The sequence below is a fragment of the Streptomyces sp. CA-106110 genome (assembly GCF_050936285.1).
GTDB lineage: Bacteria > Actinomycetota > Actinomycetes > Streptomycetales > Streptomycetaceae > Streptomyces.
Genome location: NZ_JBNJNB010000001.1, coordinates 8686625 through 8711287, shown reverse-complemented (window position 1 = coordinate 8711287; position 24663 = coordinate 8686625). Strand labels below are relative to the sequence as shown.

Below are 24663 nucleotides of genomic sequence, written 5' to 3'. Positions count from 1 at the left end.
GCCCGGAAATGCCGGAGGCGGCCTCCGCGCTCATGGACGCGGTGCCGCCTCTCGTGAGCGGTCCGGGAGCTCAGCTCTCCGTGGCGCGCGCGGGCTGGTGCGCCGACTGGGCCTGGTGCTTCGGCTGGCCGAGGCCCATCTGGCGCATGAGGCCGCCGACGACGCCGCCGAGAGCGATGATCACCATGCCCGCCCAGAAGCCGATGGGCTGGGCCATCACGGTGAAGGCGCCCGCGACGCAGAAACCGACGAAGGCGATGATGACACCGGTCCAGGCGGCCGGGGTGTGACCGTGACTGCTGCCCGCCATGACTTGCTCCTCGTTTGCTGTATGTACATGTGTGAGCCGGACGCTCGGCGCCATTCTCCCGTACCCGCACGTATGAGGTGCGCTCGGGGTGGGGCCCGCACCGGGCGCTCGGCGTCCGGCACGCTTCTCCCCCGCCGGCCGAGGGGACGGCGGGCCGGCGGTCAGGCGCCTGTGGGGTCCTCGCCCCGGTCGAGGGCCTTCCACAGGTCCTCGGGGCGGTCCGGGTCGACGGGCCTCTCCTTGCGCGGACGAGGGGTGCCGTCGCGCTCGTAGCGGCCCGACATCGCGGGCCAGAGCCGCCCGTAGCGCAGCGCGAGCAGCCCGGCGACGAGGATCAGCGCGCCTCCGGCAACGGCGACGTAGGGCCAGGCGGTGTACGTGAGCCCGGTGGCGGTCGCGGCGGTGTCGCCGGCCGCCTGTGCGGCCTTCTCGTCGAGCGCCGAGCTGTCCGTGGCGCCGAGCAGCGCCGCGGCGACGGTGCCCGCTCCGGAGAGCGCGAGGAGCCCGGCGACGAGCAGGCGCCCGCCCTTGCGGACCGCGAAGACGGCGACGAGTGCGGCGAGGCCCACTATGGCGAGGGCCGCGGGGACGCCGGTGACGTCGCTGCCCGTGACCTTCAGCGGGAAGTCGCCGCCGGCCACCGCCACGGTTCCCGCCGACCAGCGCTGGCGGGAGGCGAGCAGCGCCACGGCCGCGCCGAGCGCCCCGCACAGCAGGGCCAGGGCGAGGCTGCGGCGGCCGGACCGGTCGGGTGCGGCGGCCTCGTATCGAGGATGAGGTACGGCTGTCACACAACTACTATCACCCGAGCCGCCGGCCGGCCGTCACCCGGGTCGCGTCAAACCATGATCACGCAACTGTCGCGCCGTGGCATTCCCGCGAACGTCACATGGAATTCCCAGGAACGGCGAAGGCGCCCCGCTCGGCTACTCACTGCGGAAGGGCACGGCGGCCTTCACCGGCCGAACGTCACAGTGACACCAGCCGGTTGGCCGTGTGCACCGCGCGAAGCACGGCGGCCGCCTTGTTGCGGCACTCGTCGTCCTCCGCGACCGGGTCGGAGTCGGCGACGATGCCGGCGCCGGCCTGCACGTACGCCGTGCCGTCCCGCAGCAGTGCCGTACGGATGGCGATGGCGGTGTCGGAGTCGCCCGCGAAGTCCAGGTAGCCGACGCACCCGCCGTACAGGCCGCGGCGGGACGGCTCCAGTTCGTCGATGATCTGCATCGCGCGTGGCTTGGGCGCGCCGGACAGCGTGCCGGCCGGGAAGCAGGCCGTCAGCACGTCGAAGGCGGTGCGGTCCGCGGAGACCCGGCCGGTCACGGTCGAGACGATGTGCATCACGTGCGAGTACCGCTCGATGGACATGAAGTCGACGACCTCCACCGAGCCGGGCTCGCAGACCCGCCCGAGGTCGTTGCGGCCCAGATCCACGAGCATGAGGTGCTCGGCGCGTTCCTTGGGGTCGGCCAGCAGTTCCTCGGCGAGGGCCTGGTCCTTCTGCGGGGTGGCGCCGCGGGGCCGGGTGCCCGCGATGGGGTGGACCATCGCCCGGCCGTCCTCGACCTTGACCAGCGCTTCCGGGCTGGAGCCCACGACGTCGAAGCCGTCGAAGCGGAACAGGTACATGTACGGGGACGGATTGGTGGCCCGCAGCACCCGGTACACGTCCAGCGCGCTCGCCGTGCACGGCGTCTCGAAGCGCTGCGACGGGACGACCTGGAAGGCCTCGCCCGCGCGGATGCGCTCCTTGACGTCCTCGACGGCCTCCTGGAAGTCCTTGCCGCCCCACAGGGCCGTGTACTCGGGCAGTTCCGACGGCGGGAGGACGGCGGGCGGCTGGGCGACCGCACGGGAGAGGTCGGCCTCCATCGCGTCGAGGCGTGCCACCGCGTCCGCGTAGGCCTCGTCGACGCCCGTCTCGAGGTCGTTGTGGTTGATCGCGTTGGCGATCAGCAGGACCGAGCCCTCCCAGTGGTCCATGACCGCGAGGTCGCTGGTGAGGAGCATGGTCAGCTCCGGGAGCCGGAGGTCGTCCCGCTCCCCGGGGCCGATCTTCTCCAGGCGGCGCACGATGTCGTAGCCCAGATAGCCGACCATGCCGCCGGTGAAGGGCGGCAGGCCCAGGCCCTCGGCGAGGTCGCGGGGGGTGTGCAGGGTCTCGACGGTGGCGCGCAGGGCGGCGAGCGGGTCGCCCTGGGCGGGGACGCCGACCGGGGGAGTGCCGAGCCAGTGGGCCTGGCCGTCGCGCTCGGTCAGCGTCGCCGCCGAGCGCACGCCCACGAAGGAGTAGCGGGACCAGGAGCGGCCGTTCTCGGCGGACTCCAGCAGGAAGGTGCCCGGGCGCTCCGCGGCGAGTTTGCGGTAGAGGGCGACCGGGGTGTCGCCGTCGGCGAGGAGCTTGCGCGTGACCGGGATGACGCGGCGGTCGGTGCCCAGCTTGCGGAACGTCTCGAGGTCCATGGCGGCCGACCCTACTGATCCGCGGACGGTACGCAGCGGGCGGCGTCCGCGAGCAGCACGTCGGCCTCGAAGCAGGTGCGGTCGCCGGTGTGGCAGGCGGCGCCCACTTGGTCGACCTTGACCAGCAGGGTGTCGGCGTCGCAGTCCAGGGCGACCGACTTGACGTGCTGGACGTGGCCGGACGTGTCGCCCTTGACCCAGTACTCCTGCCTGCTGCGCGACCAGTACGTGCAGCGCCCCGTGGTCAGGGTGCGGTGCAGCGCCTCGTCGTCCATCCAGCCGAGCATCAGCACCTCCCCCGTGTCGTACTGCTGGGCGATCGCGGGGAGCAGCCCGTCGGCGCTGCGCTTGAGGCGCGCGGAGATGGCGGGGTCCAGGCCGCTGGGCCTGTTGGGGTCAGACGTGCCGGTCATGCGGACCATTGTGCCGCGCCGCACCGGCGGGCCGGGCCACCGTCCGGTGGGCGGACCCTTCCCCGGGTCGTACGCTGACTGCATGTCGACCCATGCCAAGCGTGAACGACTTCTCCTCGCCGACCTGTTGGAGGCGACGGGCCCGGACGCCCCGACCCTCTGCGAGGGCTGGGACACCCGTGACCTCGCCGCGCACGTCGTGGTGCGCGAGCGCCGCCCGGACGCCGCCGGGGGCATCCTGATCAAGCAACTCGCGCCGCGCCTGGAGAAGGTGATGGAGGAGTTCGCATCGAAGCCGTACGAGGAGCTGATCCAGCTCATCCGTACCGGGCCGCCGCGCTTCTCGCCCTTCTCGCTGAAGCAGATCGACGAGATGTCGAACACGGTCGAGTTCTACGTCCACACCGAGGACGTCCGCAGGGCGCAGCCCGACTGGACGCCGCGCGAGCTGGACCCGGTCTTCCAGGACGCGCTGTGGTCGCGGCTGGAGCGGACGGCCCGGCTGACCGGCCGGGGCGCGCCCACGGGTCTTGTGCTGCGCCGCCCCGACGGGCAGACGGCGGTCGCGCACCGGGGCACGCCGGTCGTGACGGTCACCGGGGAGCCCTCGGAGCTGCTGATGTTCGCCATGGGACGGCAGCGGGTGGCGGACGTGGAGCTGGAGGGCGACAAGGACGCGATCGCCCAGGTGCAGGAAGCGAAGGAGCTGGGGATCTGAGAGCTGTTCCAGGCGCGCGCCTGGAGCGCGCGCCTGGAACACGCTCCCGGTCGCCGCGTTCGGCACCGTTGACGGCGGGCCGGGCGGTCAGCGAGGGAGTTCGGCGCGGCGCAAGGGGCCCGAGCAGAGCGCCAGGATGCCGCTCACGGCGCAGATGACGGCACAGCCCGCGAAGACGGGACCGGTTCCCCACCGCTCGACAGCGACGCCGACCAGCGGGAAGGTGAGCGGTGCGACACCGAAGCTGACGAGGGTGGAGACGGCGGTGACCCGGCCGGCGTAGGCGGGGCCGGCCGCGGCCTGCACCAGCGCTCCGCTCAGTGCCCCGCCCAGCCCGGACAGCATCCCGATCAGCAGAGCGACACCGGCCGCGGCGGCCACGGCCGGCACCTGGGCGAGTCCGCCGATCGCCGCCGCACCCGCGACTTCGGCCACCGCCAGGACCAGTCCCGCGCGGGGCAGCCGTCCGCGGAAGGTGAGCAGCAGTGACACGGCCCCCGCTCCGGTACCGAACCCGGCGAGCACCCAGCCCATGCCGGACGAGCCCCAGCCGCGCTGCTGCGCCAGCAGGGTCAGCCCGAGGTTCATCGGACCCACGAAGCCGAGGTCGCTCAGGGCGATGACCGGGACCAGCGCGCGCAGGACGGGGCTCCGGCGTACCTGCCGCAGGCCGTCGCGCAACTCGGCCAGGACGCCGTGCCGCTCCTCGATGCCGTCGGGCCCGAGCACCCCGATGCGCAGGGTGGCCAGCAGCGGCAGGGAAGCGGCGATCAGCAGTGCGGCGAGCCCGAAGGCGCCCGCGGTGCCACCGAGCGCGACACCGAGTCCGCCGAGCGGCCCGCCGAGGACGGTGGCGAGCCGGACGGCGAGGCCCCGCATGCCCTGGACTCGGGCGAGCTGAGCCGGCGCGGCGATCCGGGCGGGCAGGGCGCCCGCGGCGGGCAGGAAGACCGCGTCGACGACGCCGAAGAGGACCGCCACCGCGCCCAGCGTCCACAGTCCGGGGCTGGTCGCGAGGAGCAGCGCCGCGGCGGTGATGACGAGGGCGCAGCGCACCGCGCTGCTGCCGACGACCACCCGGCGCGGTCCGTACCGGTCGGCCACCACTCCCCCGCCGAGCATCAGCAGCGCCCGCGGCATGGCACTGGCGGCCGTCACGAGCCCCGCCTCGGCGGGCGTCCCGGCCCGTACGGCGGCCCAGGACAGGGCGATGTAGTAGACGCTGTCACCCATCGCGGCCGAGGTGTACGCGCCCAGCCAGCGCAGCACGTTCGGATCGCGGTGGGCGGGCCGGTCCACGGCGGAGGCCGGGCGTACGGCGGTGACGGTCATCGACGGGTCCCCCAGGGCGCGGGTCGTGGCACGGGCGCGGAGCGAGGGCGGATCAGATGCGGAACGGGAAGGCGTTCGCATGCACGGCGACGGTCTCGCGGCCCCCGGTGTCCCCGGCCGCGTCGGCGGCCCGGCCGCGCTCCTCGTACCGGCGCAGGAGAGCCTGGAGTTCCTTGACCAGGTCGAGCAGTTCGCCGGGGGTCAGCCGGAGCACGGACTCCGTGGACTCGGCGGCGCGGTTCCACTCGGGGCCCCAGTACTCCCGCTCGTCCAGGTACCGCCGGTACATCTCGGCGCGCTGCTCGAAGAACAGCCGGCTCGCCGCCGTGTGCGCGGCCGCCTTCTCGGGGGCGTCGCGGAAGTCCTCGTGCCGGATGCTCACACCGTCGGAGGCGGGCTCCCACCAGCGCTCCCGGCTGTCGGTGCTGCGCGGTTCGGCCTCCTCGATGAGCCCGTAGTCGGCGAGCTTGCGCAGGTGGTAGCTGACCAGGGAGACCGCCTCGTCGACCTGCACGGCCAACTGCGAGGCCGTCGCCGCGCGCGCGATGATCAGCCCTCGGTAGAGCTTCATCCGCAGCGGATGGGCCAGTGCCTTGAGGGTGCCCAGGTCGGTGATGCGGCGGTCTCTCTCCTTGTCGCCCATGCCGTCAGGCTAGATACGAAAGAAAAATTGCGCAATGAATTTTGCGCAACTTCCCTTTCGCATCCGAACCGGCTCCGGTCAGCAAGAAGCCCCGGTCGTCCGAAGGCAACCGGGGCTCGAGGCCGGGCGCATCGTCACCGCACCGGGTGTCCCGCTTCCCGCAGCGTCTCCTTCACCTGGCCGATCCGCAGGTCCCCGAAGTGGAAGACGGACGCCGCGAGCACCGCGTCCGCGCCCGCGGCGACGGCAGGCGGGAAGTCGGCGAGCTTGCCGGCGCCGCCGGACGCGATGACGGGCACGGTCACGTGCTTGCGTACGGCCGCGATCATCTCCAGGTCGTAGCCGTCCTTCGTGCCGTCCGCGTCCATCGAGTTGAGCAGGATCTCGCCCGCGCCCAGCTCGGCGGCCCGGTGCGCCCACTCGACCGCGTCGATGCCCGTGCCGCGGCGCCCGCCGTGGGTGGTCACCTCGAAGGCACCGGACTCCGTGCGGCGCGCGTCCACCGACAGCACCAGCACCTGCCGCCCGAACCGCTCGGCGATCTCGCGGATCAGGTCCGGGCGGGCGATCGCCGCGGTGTTGACGCCCACCTTGTCGGCGCCCGCCCGCAGCAGCCTGTCCACGTCCTCCGCCGTACGCACGCCGCCGCCGACCGTCAGCGGGATGAAGACCTGCTCGGCGGTGCGCCGCACCACGTCGTACGTCGTCTCGCGGTTGCCCGAGGACGCGGTGATGTCCAGGAACGTCAGTTCGTCGGCGCCCTCGGTGTCGTACACCTTGGCCATCTCGACGGGGTCACCCGCGTCGCGCAGGTTCTGGAAGTTGACGCCCTTGACGACCCGGCCGTTGTCCACGTCCAGGCAGGGGATGACTCGGACCGCCAGGGTCATGAATCCACGGCTCCTCTTGCTGCTTCTAGCCTCTGAAGGCTTCCAGTTCCACTTCGACCAGGATGCGCGGGTCGACGAAGCCCTCCACGACCAGCAGGGTCGCGGCCGGGCGTACGGAGTCGAAGATCTCCTTGTGGGCCCGGCCCACCTCGTCGACGTCACGCAGATGGGCCAGGTACATCCGGGTCCGGAGCACCGACTCGGGACCGAGCCCGAACTCGGCGATCGCCTCGAGCGCGCTGGTGAACGCCACCTTCGCCTGCTCGTAGGGATCGCCCTCCCCGTAGAGCACGCGGCCCTTGAAGGCCGACGTACCGGCCACCAGCACACGGTCGCCCGCCGCGACGGCCCGCGCAAAACCGAAGGTCTCCTCCCAAGGGCTTCCGCTCTGCACCCGCCGCACGGCATCCGACGTCATGACGACACAGCCTCCAAGGCCTCTTCCAGGGTGAACGCCTTCGCGTACAGGGCCTTCCCGACGATGGCCCCCTCGACACCGAGCGGGACGAGACCGGCGATCGCCCGCAGGTCGTCCAGGGACGACACGCCGCCGGAGGCCACGACCGGGCGGTCGGTGGCGGCGCAGACGTTCTTCAGCAGCTCCAGGTTCGGGCCCTGGAGCGTGCCGTCCTTGGCGATGTCGGTGACCACGTACCGCGCGCAGCCCTCCTTGTCGAGGCGCTCCAGCGTCTCGTAGAGGTCGCCGCCGTCGCGGGTCCAGCCGCGTCCGCGCAGGGTGGTGCCCCGTACGTCCAGACCGACGGCGATCCGGTCGCCGTGCCGGGCGATCACCTTGGCGACCCACTCAGGGGACTCCAGGGCTGCCGTGCCGAGGTTCACCCGGGTGCAGCCGGTGGCCAGTGCGGCGGCCAGCGTGTCGTCGTCACGGATGCCGCCGGACAGCTCCACCTTGATGTCCATCGCCTTGGTGACCTCGGCGATGAGCGCGCGGTTGTCACCGGTGCCGAACGCGGCGTCCAGGTCGACCAGATGCAGCCACTCGGCGCCCGCCGACTGCCAGGTGAGGGCGGCCTCCAGCGGGGAGCCGTACGAGGTCTCCGTGCCGGACTCGCCGTGCACGAGCCGGACGGCCTGGCCGTCACGGACGTCGACCGCGGGGAGGAGTTCGAGCTTGGCCATGGTCTACAGGGTTCCGATCCAGTTGGTGAGCAGCTGCGCTCCGGCGTCGCCGGACTTCTCGGGGTGGAACTGCGTGGCCCACAGGGCGCCGTTCTCCACGGCCGCCACGAAGGGCTTGCCGTGCGTCGACCAGGTCACCTTGGGCGGGTGCAGCAGCGGGTTGGTGGGCTCCAGACGCCAGTCGTGGACGGCGTAGGAGTGCACGAAGTAGAAGCGGGCGCCCGCGTCCAGGCCGGCGAACAGCTCGGAGTCGGCCGGTGCTTCGACCGTGTTCCAGCCCATGTGGGGGACGATGTCGGCCTCGAGCGGCTCGACCGAGCCGGGCCACTCGTCCAGGCCCTCGCTCTCCACGCCGTGCTCGATGCCGCGCGCGAACAGGATCTGCATGCCGACGCAGATGCCCATCACCGGACGCTCTCCGGACAGGCGGCGGTCGATGATCCAGTCGCCGCGCGCCTCCTTCAGCCCCTGCATGCAGGCGGCGAAGGCGCCGACTCCCGGCACCAGCAGGCCGTCCGCGTTCATGGCCTCGTCGTAGTCACGGGTGATCTCGACGTCGGCTCCCGCGCGGGCGAGGGCGCGCTCGGCGGAGCGCACGTTGCCGAAGCCGTAGTCGAAGACGACGACGCGCGGCTTCGTGCCCGTACTGCTCAATTCCACACCTCCAGCCGCATGACGCCCGCGACGAGACACAGGCCCGCGCTGATCGAGAGCAGCACGATGAGGCTCTTCGGCATCTGCTGCTTGGCGAAGGAGATGATTCCGCCGACGAGGAAGAGGCCGACGACGATCAGGACGGTGGACAGACCGTTCATGGATTTACAGCGCGCCCTTCGTGGAGGGGAGGATGCCGGCGGCGCGGGGGTCGCGCTCGCTCGCGTAGCGCAGCGCCCGCGCCAGGGCCTTGAACTGGCACTCCACGATGTGGTGCGCGTTCCGTCCGTACGGCACGTGCACGTGCAGCGCTATCTGCGCCTGGGCCACGAAGGACTCCAGGATGTGCCGGGTCATGGTGGTGTCGTACTCACCGATCATCGGGGCCATGTTCTCGGGCTCGGTGTGCACGAGGTAGGGGCGGCCGGACAGGTCGACCGTGACCTGGGCGAGCGACTCGTCCAGCGGGACCGTGCAGTTACCGAAGCGGTAGATCCCCACCTTGTCGCCGAGCGCCTGCTTGAAGGCGGCGCCGAGCGCGAGGGCGGTGTCCTCGATCGTGTGGTGCGTGTCGATGTGCAGATCGCCGTCGGTCTTGACGGTCAGGTCGAACAGACCGTGCCGGCCGAGCTGGTCCAGCATGTGGTCGTAGAAACCGACACCCGTCGCGATGTCGGTCTTCCCGGTGCCGTCGAGGTCGATCTCGACCAGGACCGAGGTCTCCTTGGTGATGCGCTCGATTCTTCCGAGGCGCCCCTCGCGAGTCATGCGCTCTGCTCCTTCTTCAGTTCACGTACCGCGTCGAGGAACGCGTCGTTCTCCTGCGGGGTTCCGGCGGACACCCGCAGCCACCCCGGTACGCCGTTGTCCCGGACCAGGACGCCCCGGTCGAGGATCCTCCGCCAGGCCTCGTGGGCGTCGGCGAACCGTCCGAACTGCACGAAGTTCGCGTCGGACTCGGTGACCTCGTAGCCGATCGCGCGCAGTTCGGCGACCAGCCGGTCCCGCTCGGACTTCAGCTGCTCCACGTACTTCAGCAGCGTGTCGGTGTGCTCCAGCGCGGCCAAAGCGGTCGCCTGGGTGACCGCGGACAGGTGGTACGGCAGCCGTACGAGCTGGACGGCGTCCACGACCGCGGGGTGCGCGGCCAGGTAGCCGAGGCGGAGGCCGGCGGCCCCGAACGCCTTCGACATGGTCCGCGACACGACGAGATTCGGCCGACCTTCGAGCAGCGGCAGCAGCGATGCGCCGTGGCTGAACTCGATGTACGCCTCGTCCACGACGACCATGGACGGCTTGGCCGCCTGGGCGGCCTCGTACAGGGCGAGGACCGTCGCGGCGGGAACCGCATTGCCGGTGGGGTTGTTGGGGGTCGTGATGAAGACGACGTCCGGCCGGTTCTCGGCGATGGACTGCTCGGCGGCCGCGACGTCGATCGTGAAGTCCTCGCCCCGCGGGCCGGAGATCCAGCCGGTGCCCGTGCCGCGGGCGATCAGCGCGTGCATCGAGTACGACGGCTCGAAGCCGATCGCCGTGCGGCCCGGTCCGCCGAAGGTCTGCAGCAGTTGCTGGATGACCTCGTTGGAGCCGTTGGCCGCCCAGACGTTCTCGAGGCCGACCTCGTGCCCGCCGGTCTTCGTCAGGTACTCGGCGAGCCTGGTGCGCAGTTCGACCGCGTCCCGGTCCGGGTAGCGGTTGAGATCGCGGGCGGCCTCGCGCACACGCTCGGTGATCCGTTCGACCAGCGGCTCGGGCAGCGGGTACGGGTTCTCGTTCGTGTTCAGCCGTACGGGGACGTCCAACTGGGGCGCTCCGTAAGGGGACTTGCCGCGCAGTTCGTCCCGTACGGGGAGATCGTCGATTCCGAAGCTCACTTGCTCTCAGGCACCTTCCAGCCGAACCTGGCCTTGATCGCCGCGCCGTGCGCAGGCAGGTCCTCCGCCTCCGCCAGCGTCACCACGTGGTGCGCCACATCGGCCAGCGCGTCCTTCGTGTAGTCGACGATGTGGATGCCGCGCAGGAACGACTGGACGGACAGTCCCGAGGAGTGGCAGGCGCAGCCGCCGGTCGGGAGCACATGGTTGGAGCCGGCCGCGTAGTCGCCCAGCGAGACCGGCGCCCAGGGGCCGACGAAGATCGCGCCCGCGTTCCGTACCCGCTCGGCGACCCGGGCGGCGTCCGCCGTCTGGATCTCCAGGTGCTCGGCACCGTAGGCGTCGACCACCCGCAGGCCCTCGTCGACTCCGTCCACGAGCACGATCGCGGACTGCTTCCCGGCGAGCGCCGGACGGATCCGGTCCTCGACGTGCTTGGTGGCCTCGACCTGCGGCGCCAGTTCCTTCTCCACCGCGTCGGCGAGCTCGGCGGAGTCGGTGACGAGGACAGCGGCGGCGAGCGGGTCGTGCTCGGCCTGGCTGATCAGGTCCGAGGCCACGTGCACCGGGTCGGCCGTCTCGTCCGCGAGGACCGCGATCTCGGTGGGTCCGGCCTCGGTGTCGATGCCGATCCTGCCGGTGAAGTAGCGCTTGGCCGCGGCCACCCAGATGTTGCCGGGGCCGGTGACCATGTCGGCGGGCGGGCAGGACTCGGTGCCGTACGCGAACATCGCGACCGCGGTCGCGCCGCCCGCCGCGTACACCTCGTCGACGCCGAGCAGGGCGCAGGCGGCGAGGATCGTGGGGTGCGGCAGTCCGCCGAACTCGGCCTGCGCCGGGGAGGCGAGGGCGATCGACTCGACGCCGGCCTCCTGCGCGGGCACCACGTTCATCACCACGGACGACGGGTACACCGAGCGTCCGCCGGGCGCGTAGAGGCCTACGCGCTGCACCGGCACCCACTTCTCGGTGACCGAGCCGCCGGGTACGACATGGGTGGTGTGTGCGCTGCGACGCTGCTCGCGGTGGACCAGGCGGGCACGGCGGATGGACTCCTCCAGGGCCGCGCGCACATCCGGGTCGAGCTGGTCGAGCGCCTTGGTGAGCGCCTCGGCCGGGACCCGTACGGACTCAAGGCGCACCCCGTCGAACTTCTCGGCGAAGTCGATCAGCGCCGCGTCGCCCCGATGATGCACGGCTTCGCAGATCGGACGCACCTTCTCCAGGGCGGCCTGAACGTCGAAGTCGGCTCGGGGCAGCAGGTCACGCAGGGCGGGACCCTCGGGGAGGGCGTCGCCGCGCAGATCGATTCGGGAGATCACAGGGCCAATTCTCTCAGACGGCCTTGCTCCGCTGGACGGCCGTATCAATGGCTGATACATAGCGTGGGCGCGCGGGCCGCTTCCGTGGCGGCCGGAGCGCGGGTGGTGGGGAGGGCCGGGAGCGGCGAAACGGGCACCACCCGGGACCCGCAGTCGCGCGTGTCGGACCCGCCGCCGTCGCTGCGGCCACCCACCCGTGCCGCCCGGTCCCCGGCCCGGCCGCGGCGGCCAGGGGGCGCTGCCCGGCTCGCGGTTCCCGGGTCTCGCGGGCGGCCGGATCCGATACCGGAGGCGGCGCCCGGGTGGCCGGATCAGGGTGGCCGGTACCGAACCCGGAAGATCATCTTCACCAATAGCGTTCGGTCCGTCACACAGCGGGCATCAACGGTCGGTACGAAACCCGCGAGTAGCCGGGGAGGGAGGGAAGTGCTGTGACCGAGGGTGCCGGCATCCGCACCGGCGAGCCGCCGGAGGATCTGACCGCCGCCGAGGCCGGGATGTGGCAGGCCTTCCGCGACGGCAGCGTCTACGACCTGCGCAGTGGGGACGCCGCCGTGGACGATCCGCACGGCGAGCACCCCTGGGGACCCGAGCGCAGTGTCCGGGCGCGGATCGTGGCATGGCTGCTCCTGGACGGGCCGCCCGCGCTGGCGGGCCGGGTCGCCTCCCTCAAGCTGACCGGAGTGCAGATCACGGACACGCTGGATCTGGCCGGCGGCACGATCGTGCCCTACGTGGAATTCAGTGGCTGCCGGTTCGAGAAGGAGGTCCTGCTGCCGGAGGCCCGCTTCACGACCGTACGGCTGGCGGACTGCTCGGTCCCGCGGCTGGAGGCGGCGCGGCTGCAGACCGAGGGCGATCTGCACCTGCCCCGCTGCCGCTTCCACAACGGGGTACGGCTCACCGACGCGCACATCGGCACCGATCTGCTGCTCAACCAGGCCGTCGTCCACCAGGACCGGCGCGGCCGCTCGATCATCGCGGACGGGCTGACCGTCGGACAGGACCTGCAGGCCGAGATGCTGGAGACGCACGGCGAGCTGAGCCTGCGCAGCGCCACCGTCGGCGTCTCGCTGAGCCTGCGCGGGGCCCGGCTGAACAACCCGTACACCCGGCTGGCGCTGAACGCCCCCCAGCTGACGGTCGAGCGGACGCTGTATCTCACCCCCGCGGGCATCGGCAATCCGCTGCTGACCAGCGGCACCACACCCGCGCGCGGAACGCGGGTGCAGCGCTTCGAGTGCCGGGGCGGGGTCCGGCTGGACGACGGGCGGTTCGGTGACGCGCTCGACCTGGACCAGGCCCGGTTCGTGCTCGACGACGACCAGGAGCTGTCCCTGCGCCGGGTGCAGGCGCCCGAGCTGCGCTTCCTGGGCGAGCGGCCCGAGCGGGGGAAGGTGGTCCTCTCCGGAGCGAGGATCGTGACCCTCGTCGACCGGTGGACGAGCTGGCCGGCCCTCGGCAACCTGCACATGGGCGGCTTCACCTACGAGAACCTCGTCCCTCAGGACGCCTTCCCGCTCGCCCGGCGCCTGGAGTGGGTGGCGGCGGCGACCGCCGAGTACCACCCGGAGCCGTACGAGCGGCTCGCGACCGTGCTGCGCAACTCCGGGGAGGACGAGGACGCGCGGGAGGTGCTGCTCGCCAAGCAGCGCCGCCGCCGTGAGACCCTGCCTCTCGCGGCCAAACTGTGGGGGTACGCGCAGGACTGGACGGTGGCCTACGGCTACCGGCCGGGCCGCGCGGCGGTGTGGATGGCGGTGCTGTGGGCGGCGGCCTCACTCGCGTTCTCGCATGCGAGCCATCCGCCGGTGAACAAGGACGGCCACCCGGCGTGGAACCCCTCCCTCTTCGCCCTCGATCTGCTGCTGCCGGTCATCGACCTCGGCCAGGTGGGCCAGTGGCAGCTCAGCGGCAGCTGGCAGTGGCTGTCCGCGGTGGTGATCCTGCTGGGCTGGATCCTGGCGACGACGGTCGCGGCGGGGGCGACGAGGCTGCTGCGGCGGGGCTGACGGCCTCCGGCCGGGCGGTCTGCGCATAGGGGCCCAACACCCATGAAACAGTTGCATTTTACCTATTCTTGACTGCCGGGCGTACAACCAACCAGGGATTCCGCGACAGCTCTGGCGCATCCCCGACCTGCGGCTTTTCAATGGTCGACACCATGGCAATGCTGCGCGCGTTCACCCGTCCGGGCCGGACTTCCCCCCACCTCGCCGCCGGGCTGCCCGCGGACGACGAGGTCCTGCTCGACGCGCCCGACGGGCGCCTCGCACCGGTGCTGGTCGCGGCGGGCCGCGGCGATCACGGCCCGGCGGCCACACTGCTCGCGACCACGCGGGAGGCCGCCGAGTGGGAGGACCGCGACCGGTACGTGGTGCGGCTGGCGGCCTTCGCTCGCTCGCGCGGCGAGTGGTTCGCGGACTGGTGCGCCCTGGCACCGGACGATCCGGACGCGCTGCTGGTGAAGGCGGAACTGGCCCTGGCCGGCGCCTGGGAGTCGCCTGCTCGCGCCGAACTCCTGCGCAAGGTAGCCCCGTTGGTCAAGGCGGCCACCGAGGGCGATCCGCGCGACCCGGTGCCGTGGCGGGTGGCGCTGGACCACGCCCACGGCACCGGCGCGGGGCACCGTGAGTTCGAGCGGCTCTGGGGCGAGGCGGTGAGCCGCTCCCCGCACCACTACGGCTGTCATGTGGCGGCCCTGCGCCATCTCTCCTCGTCCTGGCACGGGTCGCACAGCGAGTGCTTCGACTTCGCCGAGACCGCCGCCCAGGACGCTCTGCCCAGCTCCCTGGTGCAGGCGCTGCCGCTGCGTGCGGCCTACGCCTATCTGCGGGACGACGGCGGGGCGGTCGTGGACCGCGGCCGGCTGGACGCGGCGGCGGACCGGGCGGCCGCACTGTCCGTGGGGTATGCGGCGGGCGACCCGGGGCTCGCCGAGGCACGCAACCTCCTCACCTTCGTGCTGGTCGGGCTGAGTCGCTGGGAGGACGCGCTGACGCAGCTGCGCATGACCGGCCCGTACGCCACGTCGTTCCCGTGGGACCGCGTCGGTGACGATCCCCTGGGTGTGTTCCTGGACCTGCGGCAGGGCGTGCTCCGGGAGGTGGCGGCGGCACGATCCGCGGATTCGGTGCGCCGGCTCCTTCCGCGGAGTGAGCATGCCGGACGCGCGCCCGCTCGCGACCATTAGGCTTTCCCGTCGTGACCACCGTCCGGCTCCCGCTCTTTCCGCTGAACTCGGTGCTGTTCCCGGGGCTCGTGCTCCCGCTGAACATCTTCGAGGAGCGTTATCGCGCCATGATGCGCGAGCTCCTGAAGACCCCCGAGGACGAACCGCGCCGCTTCGCCGTCGTCGCGATCCGCGACGGCCACGAGGTGGCGCCCAGCGCCCCGGGCATGCCGGATCCGACGGCGCTGCCCGCGCGCGGACCCGCCGCGGGCTTCGGCCCCGATCTGGCCAAGGCGTTCCACGGGGTCGGCTGCATCGCCGACGCGGCCACGATCCGGGAGCGGGCCGACGGCACCTTCGAGGCGCTCGCCACGGGCACCACGCGCGTCCGTCTGCTCTCGGTGGACGCGTCGGGCCCCTATCTGACGGCGGAGCTGGAGGAGCTGGCGGAGGAGCCGGGCGACGAGGCGGGCGCGCTCGCCGAGGGCGTGCTGCGGGCGTTCCGGCAGTACCAGAAGCGGCTGGCGGGCGCCCGCGAGAGGTCGCTGTCGACGGGCGCGGACCTGCCGGACGAACCGGCGGTGGTGTCCTATCTGGTCGCGGCGGCGGTGATGCTGGACACGCCGACGAAGCAGCGGCTTCTCCAGGCCCCGGACACCGCCTCCCGGCTCCGTGACGAGCTGAAACTGCTTCGCTCGGAGACGGCGATCATCCGTAGTCTGCCGTCGTTGCCGGCGTCGGAGCTGACGCGCGGTCCGACGAGTCTGAACTGACGCGCACCCTCGAGGAACGGCCGGGATGGCTAAGAAGACGAAGAAGCAGCAGCCGGGCGGGACGCCCGCGACGGTGGCGCTGACGGCCGCTGGGATGGAATTCACCGTCCACTCCTACGAGCACGACCCGTCCCATCCCTCCTACGGCGAGGAAGCCGCCGAGGCGATGGGCGTGTCCCCCGACCGGGTCTTCAAGACGCTGGTGGCGGACGTGGACGGCGCGCTGGTGGTCGGGGTGGTCCCGGTGGCGGGCTCGCTGGACCTGAAAGCACTGGCGACCGCGGTGGGCGGCAAGCGGGCCGTGATGGCCGACCCGGCGCTGGCGGAGCGTACGACGGGGTATGTGCGCGGCGGCATCTCTCCGGTTGGTCAGCGCAAGAAGCTCCGCACCGTGCTCGACGAGTCGGCGTCGGCGCACACCACGATCTGTGTCTCGGCGGGCCGCCGCGGCCTCGAGGTGGAACTGGCCCCGGGTGACCTGGCGAACGTCACGGAGGCGACCCTGGCGCCGATCGCACGCGCGTGACCGTCCGACGTGACCGCTCGACGTACGGGCCGTTCTCGGCTAGTACGGCAATATGTCGAAGAGGACGCGCAAGCGCAAATGGCGCATGAAGAAGGGCCACGCGAACCACGGCCACCGTCCGGCGTGAACACGCCCTGAATCCGGCGCCGGGCAGCCGCCCTCGGCTGCTTCGGCGCTCGGCGGAGTCCCGGGAGGGGACGGAGGCGGCAGCGGCCTGGATCCCACGGGCGTCCACCCGCGCCGTGGACCCTGTGAGCCGTGTACCCCTTACGCGGGCGGCACGGCTGACCCGTACGGTGCCCCGTAGGGGTCAGGGTCGCGCGGGCCGAACAGGGCCGTGAGCCCGAGGTGGACCACCAGCGTGGCCACCGACCACGCCAGCAACGCACCCTTCGCGCCCAGCTTCAGCGGCGCGGAGAACGTCACGCCCGTGCCCACCGCCTTGGCGTGCGCGATCACGTTCTGCGAGGGTCCCAGCCAGACCCCGATGCGCCAGGCGATCAGCGATCCGAGCAGCCCGCCCACGGCCAGCGCCACGACCAGCGGCACCCCGCCGCGCCTGCGCACCAGGAAGACGATCAGGGCGCTGACGACACCGAAGCCGATGGCGAGCAGGGTGAACGCCCCGTCCACCCCGATGGCCTGCTCCCCCTCGGTGTCCTTCAGATAGACGACCCAGTTCTTGTCGACCAGGTCCCCGACCAGCGGCACACGGGGCGCCAGCCACGCCCACAGCACCCCGAGCAGCACCCCGGCGAGCGCGACGCCCACCGTGATCACGGCTGCGTCCCGCACCTCGGTCTTCATACCGGGGCCCTCCGTCCCGTACAGGGAGGTGGCACCGTGCGGGGCGGGTCCGGCTCCCGGCGGGACGGACATGGCTTGCCAGGCATGGGGCGAAGAATGCGGGGACTGTTCATGCGGCGGCGGAGGCGGAGTCAACGGAGCGGTCACCTTCACATCCTGCCAGTCGAGTCTGTCAGAGGCGTCATCGGACGGCCGCCCGGCGGTAGGCCCAGGTCGCCAGGGCCAGCGAGGCCACACCGACAGCCGCGCACACGCCGAGGTCTCCGAGTACGGACGCCCAGTCAGGATGGTTCGCGAAGGTCCGCGCGAGCGCCTCCACACCGTACGTGGACGGCAGCAGATCCCGCGCGAACCGCACGGCCTCCGGCATCCGGTGCGCCGGCAGCACCCCGAGGAGCAGCGCTGCCGACATACCCAACTGGCCCAGCAGCGTGGCGAGCTCGGGCCGCGGTGCGAGCAGGCCGAGCGCGGCGCCGAGCCCGGACAGCGCGGCCCCGGCAAGGGGGATCACCGCGACCAGCACCCACAGATGGGCGAGCGGCAGCCCGAACAGCGCACTCCCGAACACGGCCGTCACCACGGTTCCCGGCACGGTGAAGGACGCGTACGCCCCCGCCGCTCCCAGCACCACCGCGGCCGCCGGCACCGGCAGGGTGGCGTAGTGGTCGAGCCCACCGCTGCCGCGCAGCTGGCCGAAGTACTGCGCCAGCAGGTTCAGTCCGACGTACGCGACCACCAGCACGGACGACCCGGCGACCACGGAGCGTGCGTCGGCCCCGCCGTTCACCACTCCCCGCATCATGATCATGATGCCGACCGACTGGAACGTCGCCACGAAGAGCAGCGGGATCCGCGCGACCCGGGCCCGGGACAGCTGCGCCCGGTACACGGCGGCGAGCGAAGGCCACAGCCGCGCCCGGGGGCCGAGGGCGGCCGTGTCCTGGAAGCCGCCGTCCACCGCCGCTGCGCCGGGCAGAACCTGTGCGGGTACGACACTCACGTCGCGCTGCTCCTCTTCGTTCCTGCCGCCGCCCCGCCCCCGACGGACACGGCGCCCTTACCGCTGCGTACGGCCACGGTGCCCCGCGCGCTCATGCCTTCACCAGCCCCTGGGTGCTGCCGCCGCCGAGTGCGAGGTAGACGTCCTCAAGGCTCGGCGTGGCCAGTGTGAAGTCGTCGAGAGCGGTGAAGGCGGCACCGCCGGTGACGGTGGCGACGGCGGCGCGTGCCTCCTCGGGGGCCATCCGCAGCGACCATCGGCGGCCTGACTCGACGGCGTGGGCACGCAGCGCGGCCACCTCGGGCACCTCCAGCGGCGCCTGCTCGCGCCACACCAGTTCGACCCGCACCTCGCCCGCCACCCGCTCCTTAAGCCCCGCCGGGGTGTCGCAGGCGATGACACGGCCCCGGTCGAGCACGGCGACCCGGTCGAGCACGGTCTCCGCCTCGATCACGTTGTGGGTGACCAGCACCACGGTCGTCCCACGCTCGGCCCGCCGCCGGTCCACGGCAGCCCACACGGCCCGGCGGGCGACGGGGTCCATCCCGGTGGTCGGCTCGTCGAGCACCAGCAGGGGCCGTTCGCCCACGAGCGCGGCGGCGAAGCAGGCGAGCCGGCGCTGACCGCCGGAGAGCTTCTTGAGCGGGCGGGAGGCGACCGCCGTGAGCCCGAGTTCCTCGAGGACGGCGTCCCGCTCCGCACGGGCCTGCCCGAGACCGAGACCGCGCAGCCTTCCGGTCGTCTCGGCGGCGAGCGATACGGTCAGCTCGTCCAGGGCGCTGGACTCCTGCCCCAGATAGGCGAGGATGCGCGCGGCCCGCTCCGGATGGCGCACGATGTCGTGCCCGAGGATCTCGACGCTGCCGCGGTCGGGGCGCATCAGTCCCGTCAGCTGCCGTACAAGGGTGGATTTGCCAGCGCCGTTCGGCCCGAGCAGCCCGAAGATCTCCCCGCGCCGGATGTCCATCCGCACGTCGTCGGTGGCCCGCACCTCGGGGGTTCCCGGCGTGCCGCGCCGGCCCCGTACCGCCGGGTAGGTCTTGGTCAGCCCGCGCACGGCGCACACGACATCGCGACCCTGCGGTTGTGCCTGTGCGGTGCGCGTACTCACAAGGGACGAGGGTACGGGGTGCGGCGCACCGCACGGTTCCCGGGGCCCGGACACCGGCCCGGTGGGTCACTCCCCCGCGGAGGCGTGTTCCGTCGCCGTGCGCTGGTCGATCTCCCGCCAGAACCCCGCCCGGATGGCGTAGCGGTCGTGCTCGTCGATCTGGTCGTCCTTGTGCGCGAGCAGGCCGAACCGTGCCGCGTACCGGAGCAGTTCCCCATCGATGCGGTGCGGCACGCGCGGATACATGTCCGACAGCTTCTGCAGATGCGACTGGTCGGCGAGCCGCCCGATCCAGCGCCGCGCGAACACCTGTCCCACCTCGTAGGGATCGCCGCCGACTGTGGTGATGTCCTCCTCGCGGTCGGCCCAGCGCTGCTCCGCGGTGGTCAGTTGAGCCAGCGTCGGCAGCGAGGCGGCGTCCGGCGACTCGGCCGCGACGGGCCGGTCCACCCAGCCCTTGTCGGAGGACCACCGCAGGGTGGCCCCTGCGGGCTGGTGCACCGCCTGGGGTCCGGGTGCCCGCAGTGCCGCGAGGTCCTTCGGCGTGGGGACGCCTCTGGGGGCCTGTGTGCGCTCCTGGGTCCCGTTCGGCGAGCCGGCCGCGACGGCGTGCTGCGGCTCGACGGACGGCCCCTCCGTGGCGGCGGGGAGCGCCGACTCGGGCAGCGGCGCCGACAGGATCGCGGCGATCTCCGGCCGCGGCGCGGGCGGGGGCGCGCAGATCCCGCCCAGTTCCTTGGCCCGTACGGCCTGGGTGATCCATGCCCGGTCGAGCACGCGCCGTTCGTCGGCCTCGGCGACCAGGTCCTCGGACTGGTTGTAGTCGCCGTCGGCCGCCTGCACGGCCCACAGGTGCACGGCGACCCCGTGCTCCTTCGCGGCCATCATGCCCGGCAACAGGTCCCCGTCGCCGGTGACGAGCACGACATCGGAGCAGGCGCGGTTGCGCGCCAGCTCGGTCAGCTCGGCGTGCATCGCGGCGTCGACGCCCTTCTGCGCCCACCGCCCGTCACTGCGGGTCAGCGCCCCGAGACGCACGGTCACTCGCGGCATCACCCGCAGCCTGCGGTGCTCGGGCTGCGGTACGCGGTCGGGGGCGCCGTCGAACCAGTAGATACGCAGCAGCGGTCGTTGCGTGTCCGCCTCGGCGCGTTCGCGCAACCCCTGGATGAGGGCCGCGTGGTCGACAGTGATCCGGGACCTGGAGGGCTCCCCGGCGAGCAGGCTGGCGGCAGCCCCCAGCAGATACCCGGCGTCCACCAGGACGATGCAGCGGTCCACGCGTTCCACCCTCTTTCCGGGAGGTTTGCTTCGGGCTTCTTTCGAGTCTGCCCGACGGCGCCGAGGTTAACGGCCCGAACTCGATCTTCGGCGTGGCGGAACAGGGCCTTTCCTTCTCACTACCTTTGTCACACACGGTAATTGCACGAAATGCGTTCTTTATCAGCCTATGTGAATCTGGTCCCGGCCCTGGCCCCTAGATCCCCCACAGGAGGCATCACCATGGCCAAGAACAAGAACCGCAAGCAGGCCGGCCCGCAGAACCGCTCCTCACAGGCCAAGGAGACACAGGAGCAGGCGCACAGGCCCGCAGCGGAGACACATCAGTCCTCGGCGCCGCAGGCCCAGGGCAGTCCCGCGGATGTCGCCCGTAAGAAGCAGAAGAGCTTCGGCCACAACTGAAGCCGGTGCCAGGGCCCTTGAAGCCCGGTGGGGCTGCTGAAGCCCCGATACGCACAGAGGGGCGCACCCATCAATGGGGTGCGCCCCTCGCGTCTGTGGGCGGTCCGGGCGATCAGCCCGCCAGGCAGGCGGGTCCGAGCAGGACCTTCAGATCGCCGTAGAGCGCCGGGTCCGCCTTGACCCGGTGGCGGTCCAGCCTGAGGACGGTCGTCTTGCGCGGTCCCTGGAGTTTGATCCGCACCTCGCTGTCGCCCTTGTGCTGGCTGAGGATCTCGCCGAGGCGGCTCACCATCGGCGGGGTGACCTTCACCGCCGGGATGGTGAGCACCACGGGCGCGTTGGTGCCCGCGTTCGACAGGTCCGGGATCATCAGCTCCATCGCGACCAGCCGCGGCACGTCCTCGCGCTTGTCCAGGCGGCCCTTGACGAACACCACGGCGTCCTCGACGAGTTGGGTCGACACGAGCTGGTAGGTCGCCGGGAAGAACATGCACTCGATGGAGCCCGCGAGGTCCTCGACCGTGGCGATCGCCCAGGCGTTGCCCTGCTTGGTCATCTTGCGCTGGAGGCCGGAGATGATGCCGCCGATGGTGACCACCGCGCCGTCCGCGTGCTCGCCCCCGGTGAGCTGGGCGATGCCCGCGTCGGCCTTGTCGGACAGCACGTGCTCCAGGCCGAAGAGCGGGTGGTCGGAGACGTACAGGCCGAGCATCTCCCGTTCCTGGGCGAGCAGATAGGTCTTGTCCCACTCGTCGTCGGTGAAGGTGACGTCGAGGCCGAAGCCGGGCTCGCTGCTCTCCTCCTCCATGCCGCCGAAGAGGTCGAACTGGCCCTCCGCCTCCTTGCGCTTGACCGCGACCACGTTGTCGATCATCGGCTCGTACTGCGCGGTGAGGCCCTTGCGGGTGTGCCCCATCGTGTCGAAGGCGCCGGCCTTGATCAGCGATTCCGTGGTGCGCTTGTTGCAGACCACCGCCTCTACCTTGTCGAGGTAGTCCGGGAACGACGCGTACTTCCCCTTGGTCTTGCGGGTCTTGATGACCGACTCGACGACGTTCGTACCGACGTTGCGCACGGCGGAGAGGCCGAAGAGGATCACTTCGTCACCCTGGGCGGCGAAGTTCGACTCGGACTCGTTGACGTTCGGCGGGAGCACCCTGATGCCCATGCGCCGGCACTCGTTCAGGTAGACGGCCGACTTGTCCTTGTCGTCCTTGACCGAGGTGAGCAGCCCGGCCATGTACTCGGCGGGGTGGTTCGCCTTCAGGAAGGCGGTCCAGTACGACACCAGGCCGTACGCCGCGGAGTGGGCCTTGTTGAAGGCGTAGCCGGCGAAGGGGACCAGCACGTCCCACAGGGCCTGGATCGCCTCGTCGCTGTAGCCGTTCTTGCGGGCGCCCGTCTGGAAGATGGTGAAGTTCTTCGCCAGCTCCTCGGGCTTCTTCTTGCCCATCACACGGCGCAGGATGTCTGCCTCGCCCAGCGAGTAGCCCGCGATGATCTGGGCGGCCTTCTGCACCTGCTCCTGGTAGACGATCAGGCCGTAGGTGACGTCCAGGACCTCCTTGAGCGGCTCCTCCAGCTCCGGGTGGATCGGCGTGATCTCCTGCTGGCCGTTCTTGCGCAGCGCGTAGTTCGTGTGGGAGTTCATGCCCATCGGGCCCGGGCGGTACAGGGCCGACACGGCGGAGATGTCTTCGAAGTTGTCCGGCTTCATCAGCCGCAGCAGGGAGCGCATCGGGCCGCCGTCGAATTGGAAGACGCCGAGTGTGTCGCCGCGCTGGAGCAGGTCGAAGGTCGTGGGGTCGTCCAGCGGCAGACTCAGCAGGTCGATGTCGGCGCCCTTGTTGGACTTCACCATCTTGACGGCGTCGTCCATGATCGTCAGGTTGCGCAGACCGAGGAAGTCCATCTTCAGCAGGCCGAGCGACTCACAACTCGGGTAGTCCCACTGGGTGATGGTCACGCCGTCGGTGTGCCTGACCCAGACGGGCACATGCTCGGTGATGGTCTCGCTGGACATGATCACACCGGCCGCGTGCACACCCATCTGCCGCACCAGGCCCTCAACGCCCTTGGCGGTGTCGATGACCTTCTTCACGTCCGGCTCGTTCTCGTACATCCCCCGGACCTCGCCCGCCTCCGAGTAGCGGGGGTGCTCGGAGTCGGTGATGCCGGACAGCGGGATGCCCTTGCCGAGGACGTCGGCGGGCATGGCCTTCGTGATCCGGTCGCCCATCGCGTACGGGTAGCCCAGCACACGCGCGGAGTCCTTGATGGCGTTCTTGGCCTTGATGGTGCCGTACGTGCCGATCATGGCGACCTTGTCGGCGCCGTACTTCTCCGTCACGTACCTGATCACCTCGACGCGCCTGCGCTCGTCGAAGTCGATGTCGACGTCGGGCATGGAGATGCGCTCGGGGTTGAGGAACCGCTCGAAGATCAGACCGTGCGGGATCGGGTCGAGGTCGGTGATGCCCATGGCGTAGGCGACGATCGAGCCCGCCGCGGAACCTCGGCCGGGGCCGACCGCGATGCCGTTGTTCTTGGCCCACATGATGAAGTCGGCGACGACGAGGAAGTAGCCCGGGAAGCCCATCGAGATGATGACGTCCATCTCGTAGTCGGCCTGCTTCTGGCGGTCCTCGGGGATGCCGCCCGGGAAGCGGCGCTCCATGCCGCGGTGGACCTCCTCCTTGAACCAGGTGACCTCGGTGTAGCCCTCGGGGATGTCGAACTTGGGCATGAGGTCGCGCTTCTCGAACATGCCGGTGGTGTCGACCATCTCGGCGACGAGGAGCGTGTTGGCGCAGCCCTCCTGCCAGGCGTCCGAGGAGTCGATGGCGTACATCTCGTCCGTGGACTTCAGGTAGTAGCCGGTGCCGTCGAACTTGAAGCGGTCGGGGTCGGAGAGGTTCTTGCCGGTCTGGATGCACAGCAGGGCGTCGTGGGCGCCGGCCTCGTGCGCGTACGTGTAGTGCGAGTCGTTCGTGACCAGGGGCGGGATGCCGAGCTTGCGTCCGATCTCCAGCAGACCGTCGCGGACCCGGCGCTCGATCTCGATGCCGTGGTCCATCAACTCCAGGAAGTACTTGTCCTTGCCGAAGATGTCCTGGTACTCGGCCGCGGCCTTCAGTGCCTCGTCGAAGTGGCCGAGGCGCAGCCGGGTCTGCACCTCACCCGAGGGGCAGCCCGTGGAGGCGACGATGCCCTCGGACCACTGGGCGATGGTCTCCTTGTCCATACGGGGCCACTTCTGCAGCCAGCCCTCGGCGTACGCGTCCGAGGACAGGCGGAAGAGGTTGTGCAGGCCGGTCCTGTTCACCGCCCACATCGTCTTGTGGGTGTAACCGCCGGAACCGGAGACGTCGTCCCTCTTCTGGTGCGGCTGGCCCCACTGGATCTTGCGTTTGTTGCGCCGGGACTCGGGGGCGACGTACGCCTCGATGCCGATGATCGGGGTGACGCCGGCCTTCTTCGCGGAGTGGAAGAAGTCGTACGCCCCGTGGAGGTTGCCGTGGTCGGACATGGCGATGTGCGTCATGCCCATCTCGTTGCACGCGTTGAACATGTCCTTCAGCCGCGCGGCACCGTCCAGCAGTGAGTACTGGGTGTGGACGTGCAGGTGCGTGAACGGCGGCTTTGACACGGCTTCGGCCTCCAAGGCGAACAGGCGTCGACGGGGGTCCGACAGGCTGCGGACAGTCTGGGGGACAGCGTCGAAGTCTATGCCTCGGCACTGACACCCGGCGCTCTTCCACACGTACCTTCATCCGGGGGACACGGGCCGCGCAGCCGTGCCCTCATGCGGCGAACACGGGCCCTGCACCCG

At 71.3% G+C, this 24663-nt stretch carries 25 protein-coding genes; 6 read left to right on the top strand and 19 right to left on the bottom strand.

The genetic code is table 11. The features are described from left to right. Positions 1-70: 70 nt before the first annotated feature. The 4 genes from ACQEXA_RS40190 to hisI form a co-directional block, all read right to left on the bottom strand. Entirely contained in the window at positions 71-310 is a 240-nt protein-coding gene (locus ACQEXA_RS40190; RefSeq protein WP_432926595.1) for an HGxxPAAW family protein, read from the bottom strand. Between the two features lie 161 nt (positions 311-471). Further along, positions 472-1101 (bottom strand): TIGR02234 family membrane protein, encoded by a 630-nt coding sequence (locus ACQEXA_RS40185; protein WP_433132491.1) that lies wholly within the window; start codon positions 1099-1101, stop codon positions 472-474. Between the two features lie 178 nt (positions 1102-1279). Then, entirely contained in the window at positions 1280-2773 is a 1494-nt protein-coding gene (locus ACQEXA_RS40180) for an anthranilate synthase component I (protein ID WP_432926599.1), read from the bottom strand. An 11-nt stretch (positions 2774-2784) separates the two neighbouring features. Continuing rightward, positions 2785-3186 carry a phosphoribosyl-AMP cyclohydrolase gene (hisI, locus tag ACQEXA_RS40175; protein WP_432926601.1) on the bottom strand — a complete coding sequence of 134 codons (402 nt, stop codon included), beginning with the start codon at positions 3184-3186 and terminating at the stop codon, positions 2785-2787. Between the two features lie 82 nt (positions 3187-3268). Here hisI and ACQEXA_RS40170 point away from each other — a divergent pair, with 82 nt between their 5' ends. After that, the gene (locus tag ACQEXA_RS40170) at positions 3269-3904 is read left to right on the top strand and encodes a TIGR03085 family metal-binding protein (protein ID WP_359389300.1); all 636 of its coding nucleotides are present in this window, start codon (positions 3269-3271) and stop codon (positions 3902-3904) included. Between the two features lie 87 nt (positions 3905-3991). Here ACQEXA_RS40170 and ACQEXA_RS40165 read toward each other — a convergent pair whose 3' ends face one another. From ACQEXA_RS40165 to hisD, 10 genes are all read right to left on the bottom strand, one after another. Next, the gene (locus ACQEXA_RS40165) at positions 3992-5236 is read right to left on the bottom strand and encodes an MFS transporter (protein ID WP_432926603.1); all 1245 of its coding nucleotides are present in this window, start codon (positions 5234-5236) and stop codon (positions 3992-3994) included. A 52-nt stretch (positions 5237-5288) separates the two neighbouring features. After that, on the bottom strand, positions 5289-5879 hold the full coding sequence (locus tag ACQEXA_RS40160; protein ID WP_432926604.1) for a helix-turn-helix domain-containing protein: 591 nt from the start codon (positions 5877-5879) through the stop codon (positions 5289-5291). Positions 5880-6013: 134 nt separating this feature from the next. After that, the gene (gene hisF, locus ACQEXA_RS40155; RefSeq protein WP_432926606.1) at positions 6014-6769 is read right to left on the bottom strand and encodes an imidazole glycerol phosphate synthase subunit HisF; all 756 of its coding nucleotides are present in this window, start codon (positions 6767-6769) and stop codon (positions 6014-6016) included. Between the two features lie 25 nt (positions 6770-6794). After that, the gene (locus ACQEXA_RS40150) at positions 6795-7187 is read right to left on the bottom strand and encodes a RidA family protein (protein ID WP_432926607.1); all 393 of its coding nucleotides are present in this window, start codon (positions 7185-7187) and stop codon (positions 6795-6797) included. After that, positions 7184-7909, bottom strand: coding sequence for a bifunctional 1-(5-phosphoribosyl)-5-((5-phosphoribosylamino)methylideneamino)imidazole-4-carboxamide isomerase/phosphoribosylanthranilate isomerase PriA (gene priA, locus ACQEXA_RS40145; protein WP_433132489.1), 726 nt, complete (start codon positions 7907-7909; stop codon positions 7184-7186). Before priA ends, ACQEXA_RS40150 begins: the two co-directional genes overlap by 4 nt. Before the next feature lie 3 nt (positions 7910-7912). Beyond that, positions 7913-8569 (bottom strand): imidazole glycerol phosphate synthase subunit HisH, encoded by a 657-nt coding sequence (hisH, locus tag ACQEXA_RS40140; RefSeq protein ID WP_432926611.1) that lies wholly within the window; start codon positions 8567-8569, stop codon positions 7913-7915. Beyond that, entirely contained in the window at positions 8560-8724 is a 165-nt protein-coding gene (locus ACQEXA_RS40135; RefSeq protein WP_360989265.1) for a hypothetical protein, read from the bottom strand. The genes hisH and ACQEXA_RS40135 overlap by 10 nt, the downstream gene beginning before the upstream one ends. Positions 8725-8728: 4 nt before the next feature. After that, on the bottom strand, positions 8729-9331 hold the full coding sequence (hisB, locus tag ACQEXA_RS40130; RefSeq protein WP_432926613.1) for an imidazoleglycerol-phosphate dehydratase HisB: 603 nt from the start codon (positions 9329-9331) through the stop codon (positions 8729-8731). Next, a complete protein-coding gene (locus tag ACQEXA_RS40125) occupies positions 9328-10437 on the bottom strand; it encodes a histidinol-phosphate transaminase (protein ID WP_432926615.1) in 1110 nt (369 codons plus the stop codon). The genes hisB and ACQEXA_RS40125 overlap by 4 nt, the downstream gene beginning before the upstream one ends. Further along, a complete protein-coding gene (gene hisD / locus ACQEXA_RS40120; RefSeq protein ID WP_432926617.1) occupies positions 10434-11759 on the bottom strand; it encodes a histidinol dehydrogenase in 1326 nt (441 codons plus the stop codon). Before hisD ends, ACQEXA_RS40125 begins: the two co-directional genes overlap by 4 nt. 431 nt (positions 11760-12190) lie before the next feature. Here hisD and ACQEXA_RS40115 point away from each other — a divergent pair, with 431 nt between their 5' ends. The 4 genes from ACQEXA_RS40115 to ybaK all read left to right on the top strand — a co-directional run bounded on the left by ACQEXA_RS40115 (position 12191) and on the right by ybaK (position 16230). Continuing rightward, on the top strand, positions 12191-13771 hold the full coding sequence (locus ACQEXA_RS40115; RefSeq protein ID WP_433132487.1) for an oxidoreductase: 1581 nt from the start codon (positions 12191-12193) through the stop codon (positions 13769-13771). Positions 13772-13923: 152 nt separating this feature from the next. Beyond that, on the top strand, positions 13924-14952 hold the full coding sequence (locus ACQEXA_RS40110; protein WP_432926621.1) for a hypothetical protein: 1029 nt from the start codon (positions 13924-13926) through the stop codon (positions 14950-14952). An 11-nt stretch (positions 14953-14963) separates the two neighbouring features. Beyond that, positions 14964-15704, top strand: coding sequence for an LON peptidase substrate-binding domain-containing protein (locus tag ACQEXA_RS40105; RefSeq protein WP_432926623.1), 741 nt, complete (start codon positions 14964-14966; stop codon positions 15702-15704). A 25-nt stretch (positions 15705-15729) separates the two neighbouring features. Then, positions 15730-16230, top strand: a complete 501-nt coding sequence (gene ybaK / locus ACQEXA_RS40100) for a Cys-tRNA(Pro) deacylase (RefSeq protein WP_359389258.1) — start codon at positions 15730-15732, stop codon at positions 16228-16230. A 267-nt stretch (positions 16231-16497) separates the two neighbouring features. Here ybaK and ACQEXA_RS40095 read toward each other — a convergent pair whose 3' ends face one another. The 4 genes from ACQEXA_RS40095 to ACQEXA_RS40080 all read right to left on the bottom strand — a co-directional run bounded on the left by ACQEXA_RS40095 (position 16498) and on the right by ACQEXA_RS40080 (position 20429). Beyond that, positions 16498-17184 carry an AAA family ATPase gene (locus ACQEXA_RS40095; RefSeq protein ID WP_433132485.1) on the bottom strand — a complete coding sequence of 229 codons (687 nt, stop codon included), beginning with the start codon at positions 17182-17184 and terminating at the stop codon, positions 16498-16500. Positions 17185-17218: 34 nt separating this feature from the next. Next, the gene (locus ACQEXA_RS40090) at positions 17219-18037 is read right to left on the bottom strand and encodes an ABC transporter permease (RefSeq protein ID WP_432926627.1); all 819 of its coding nucleotides are present in this window, start codon (positions 18035-18037) and stop codon (positions 17219-17221) included. Positions 18038-18128: 91 nt separating this feature from the next. Further along, on the bottom strand, positions 18129-19103 hold the full coding sequence (locus ACQEXA_RS40085) for an ABC transporter ATP-binding protein (protein WP_433134725.1): 975 nt from the start codon (positions 19101-19103) through the stop codon (positions 18129-18131). Positions 19104-19214: 111 nt separating this feature from the next. Next, positions 19215-20429: an NYN domain-containing protein gene (locus ACQEXA_RS40080; protein ID WP_432926629.1), complete on the bottom strand. Its 1215-nt coding sequence runs from the start codon at positions 20427-20429 to the stop codon at positions 19215-19217. A gap of 222 nt (positions 20430-20651) precedes the next feature. On the opposite strand from ACQEXA_RS40080, the gene ACQEXA_RS40075 reads away from it, so the two are divergent. After that, a complete protein-coding gene (locus ACQEXA_RS40075; protein ID WP_432926631.1) occupies positions 20652-20831 on the top strand; it encodes a hypothetical protein in 180 nt (59 codons plus the stop codon). A 112-nt stretch (positions 20832-20943) separates the two neighbouring features. On the opposite strand, the gene dnaE is transcribed toward ACQEXA_RS40075, so the two are convergent. Further along, positions 20944-24480, bottom strand: coding sequence for a DNA polymerase III subunit alpha (gene dnaE, locus ACQEXA_RS40070; protein ID WP_432926633.1), 3537 nt, complete (start codon positions 24478-24480; stop codon positions 20944-20946). Positions 24481-24663 lie beyond the last annotated feature (183 nt).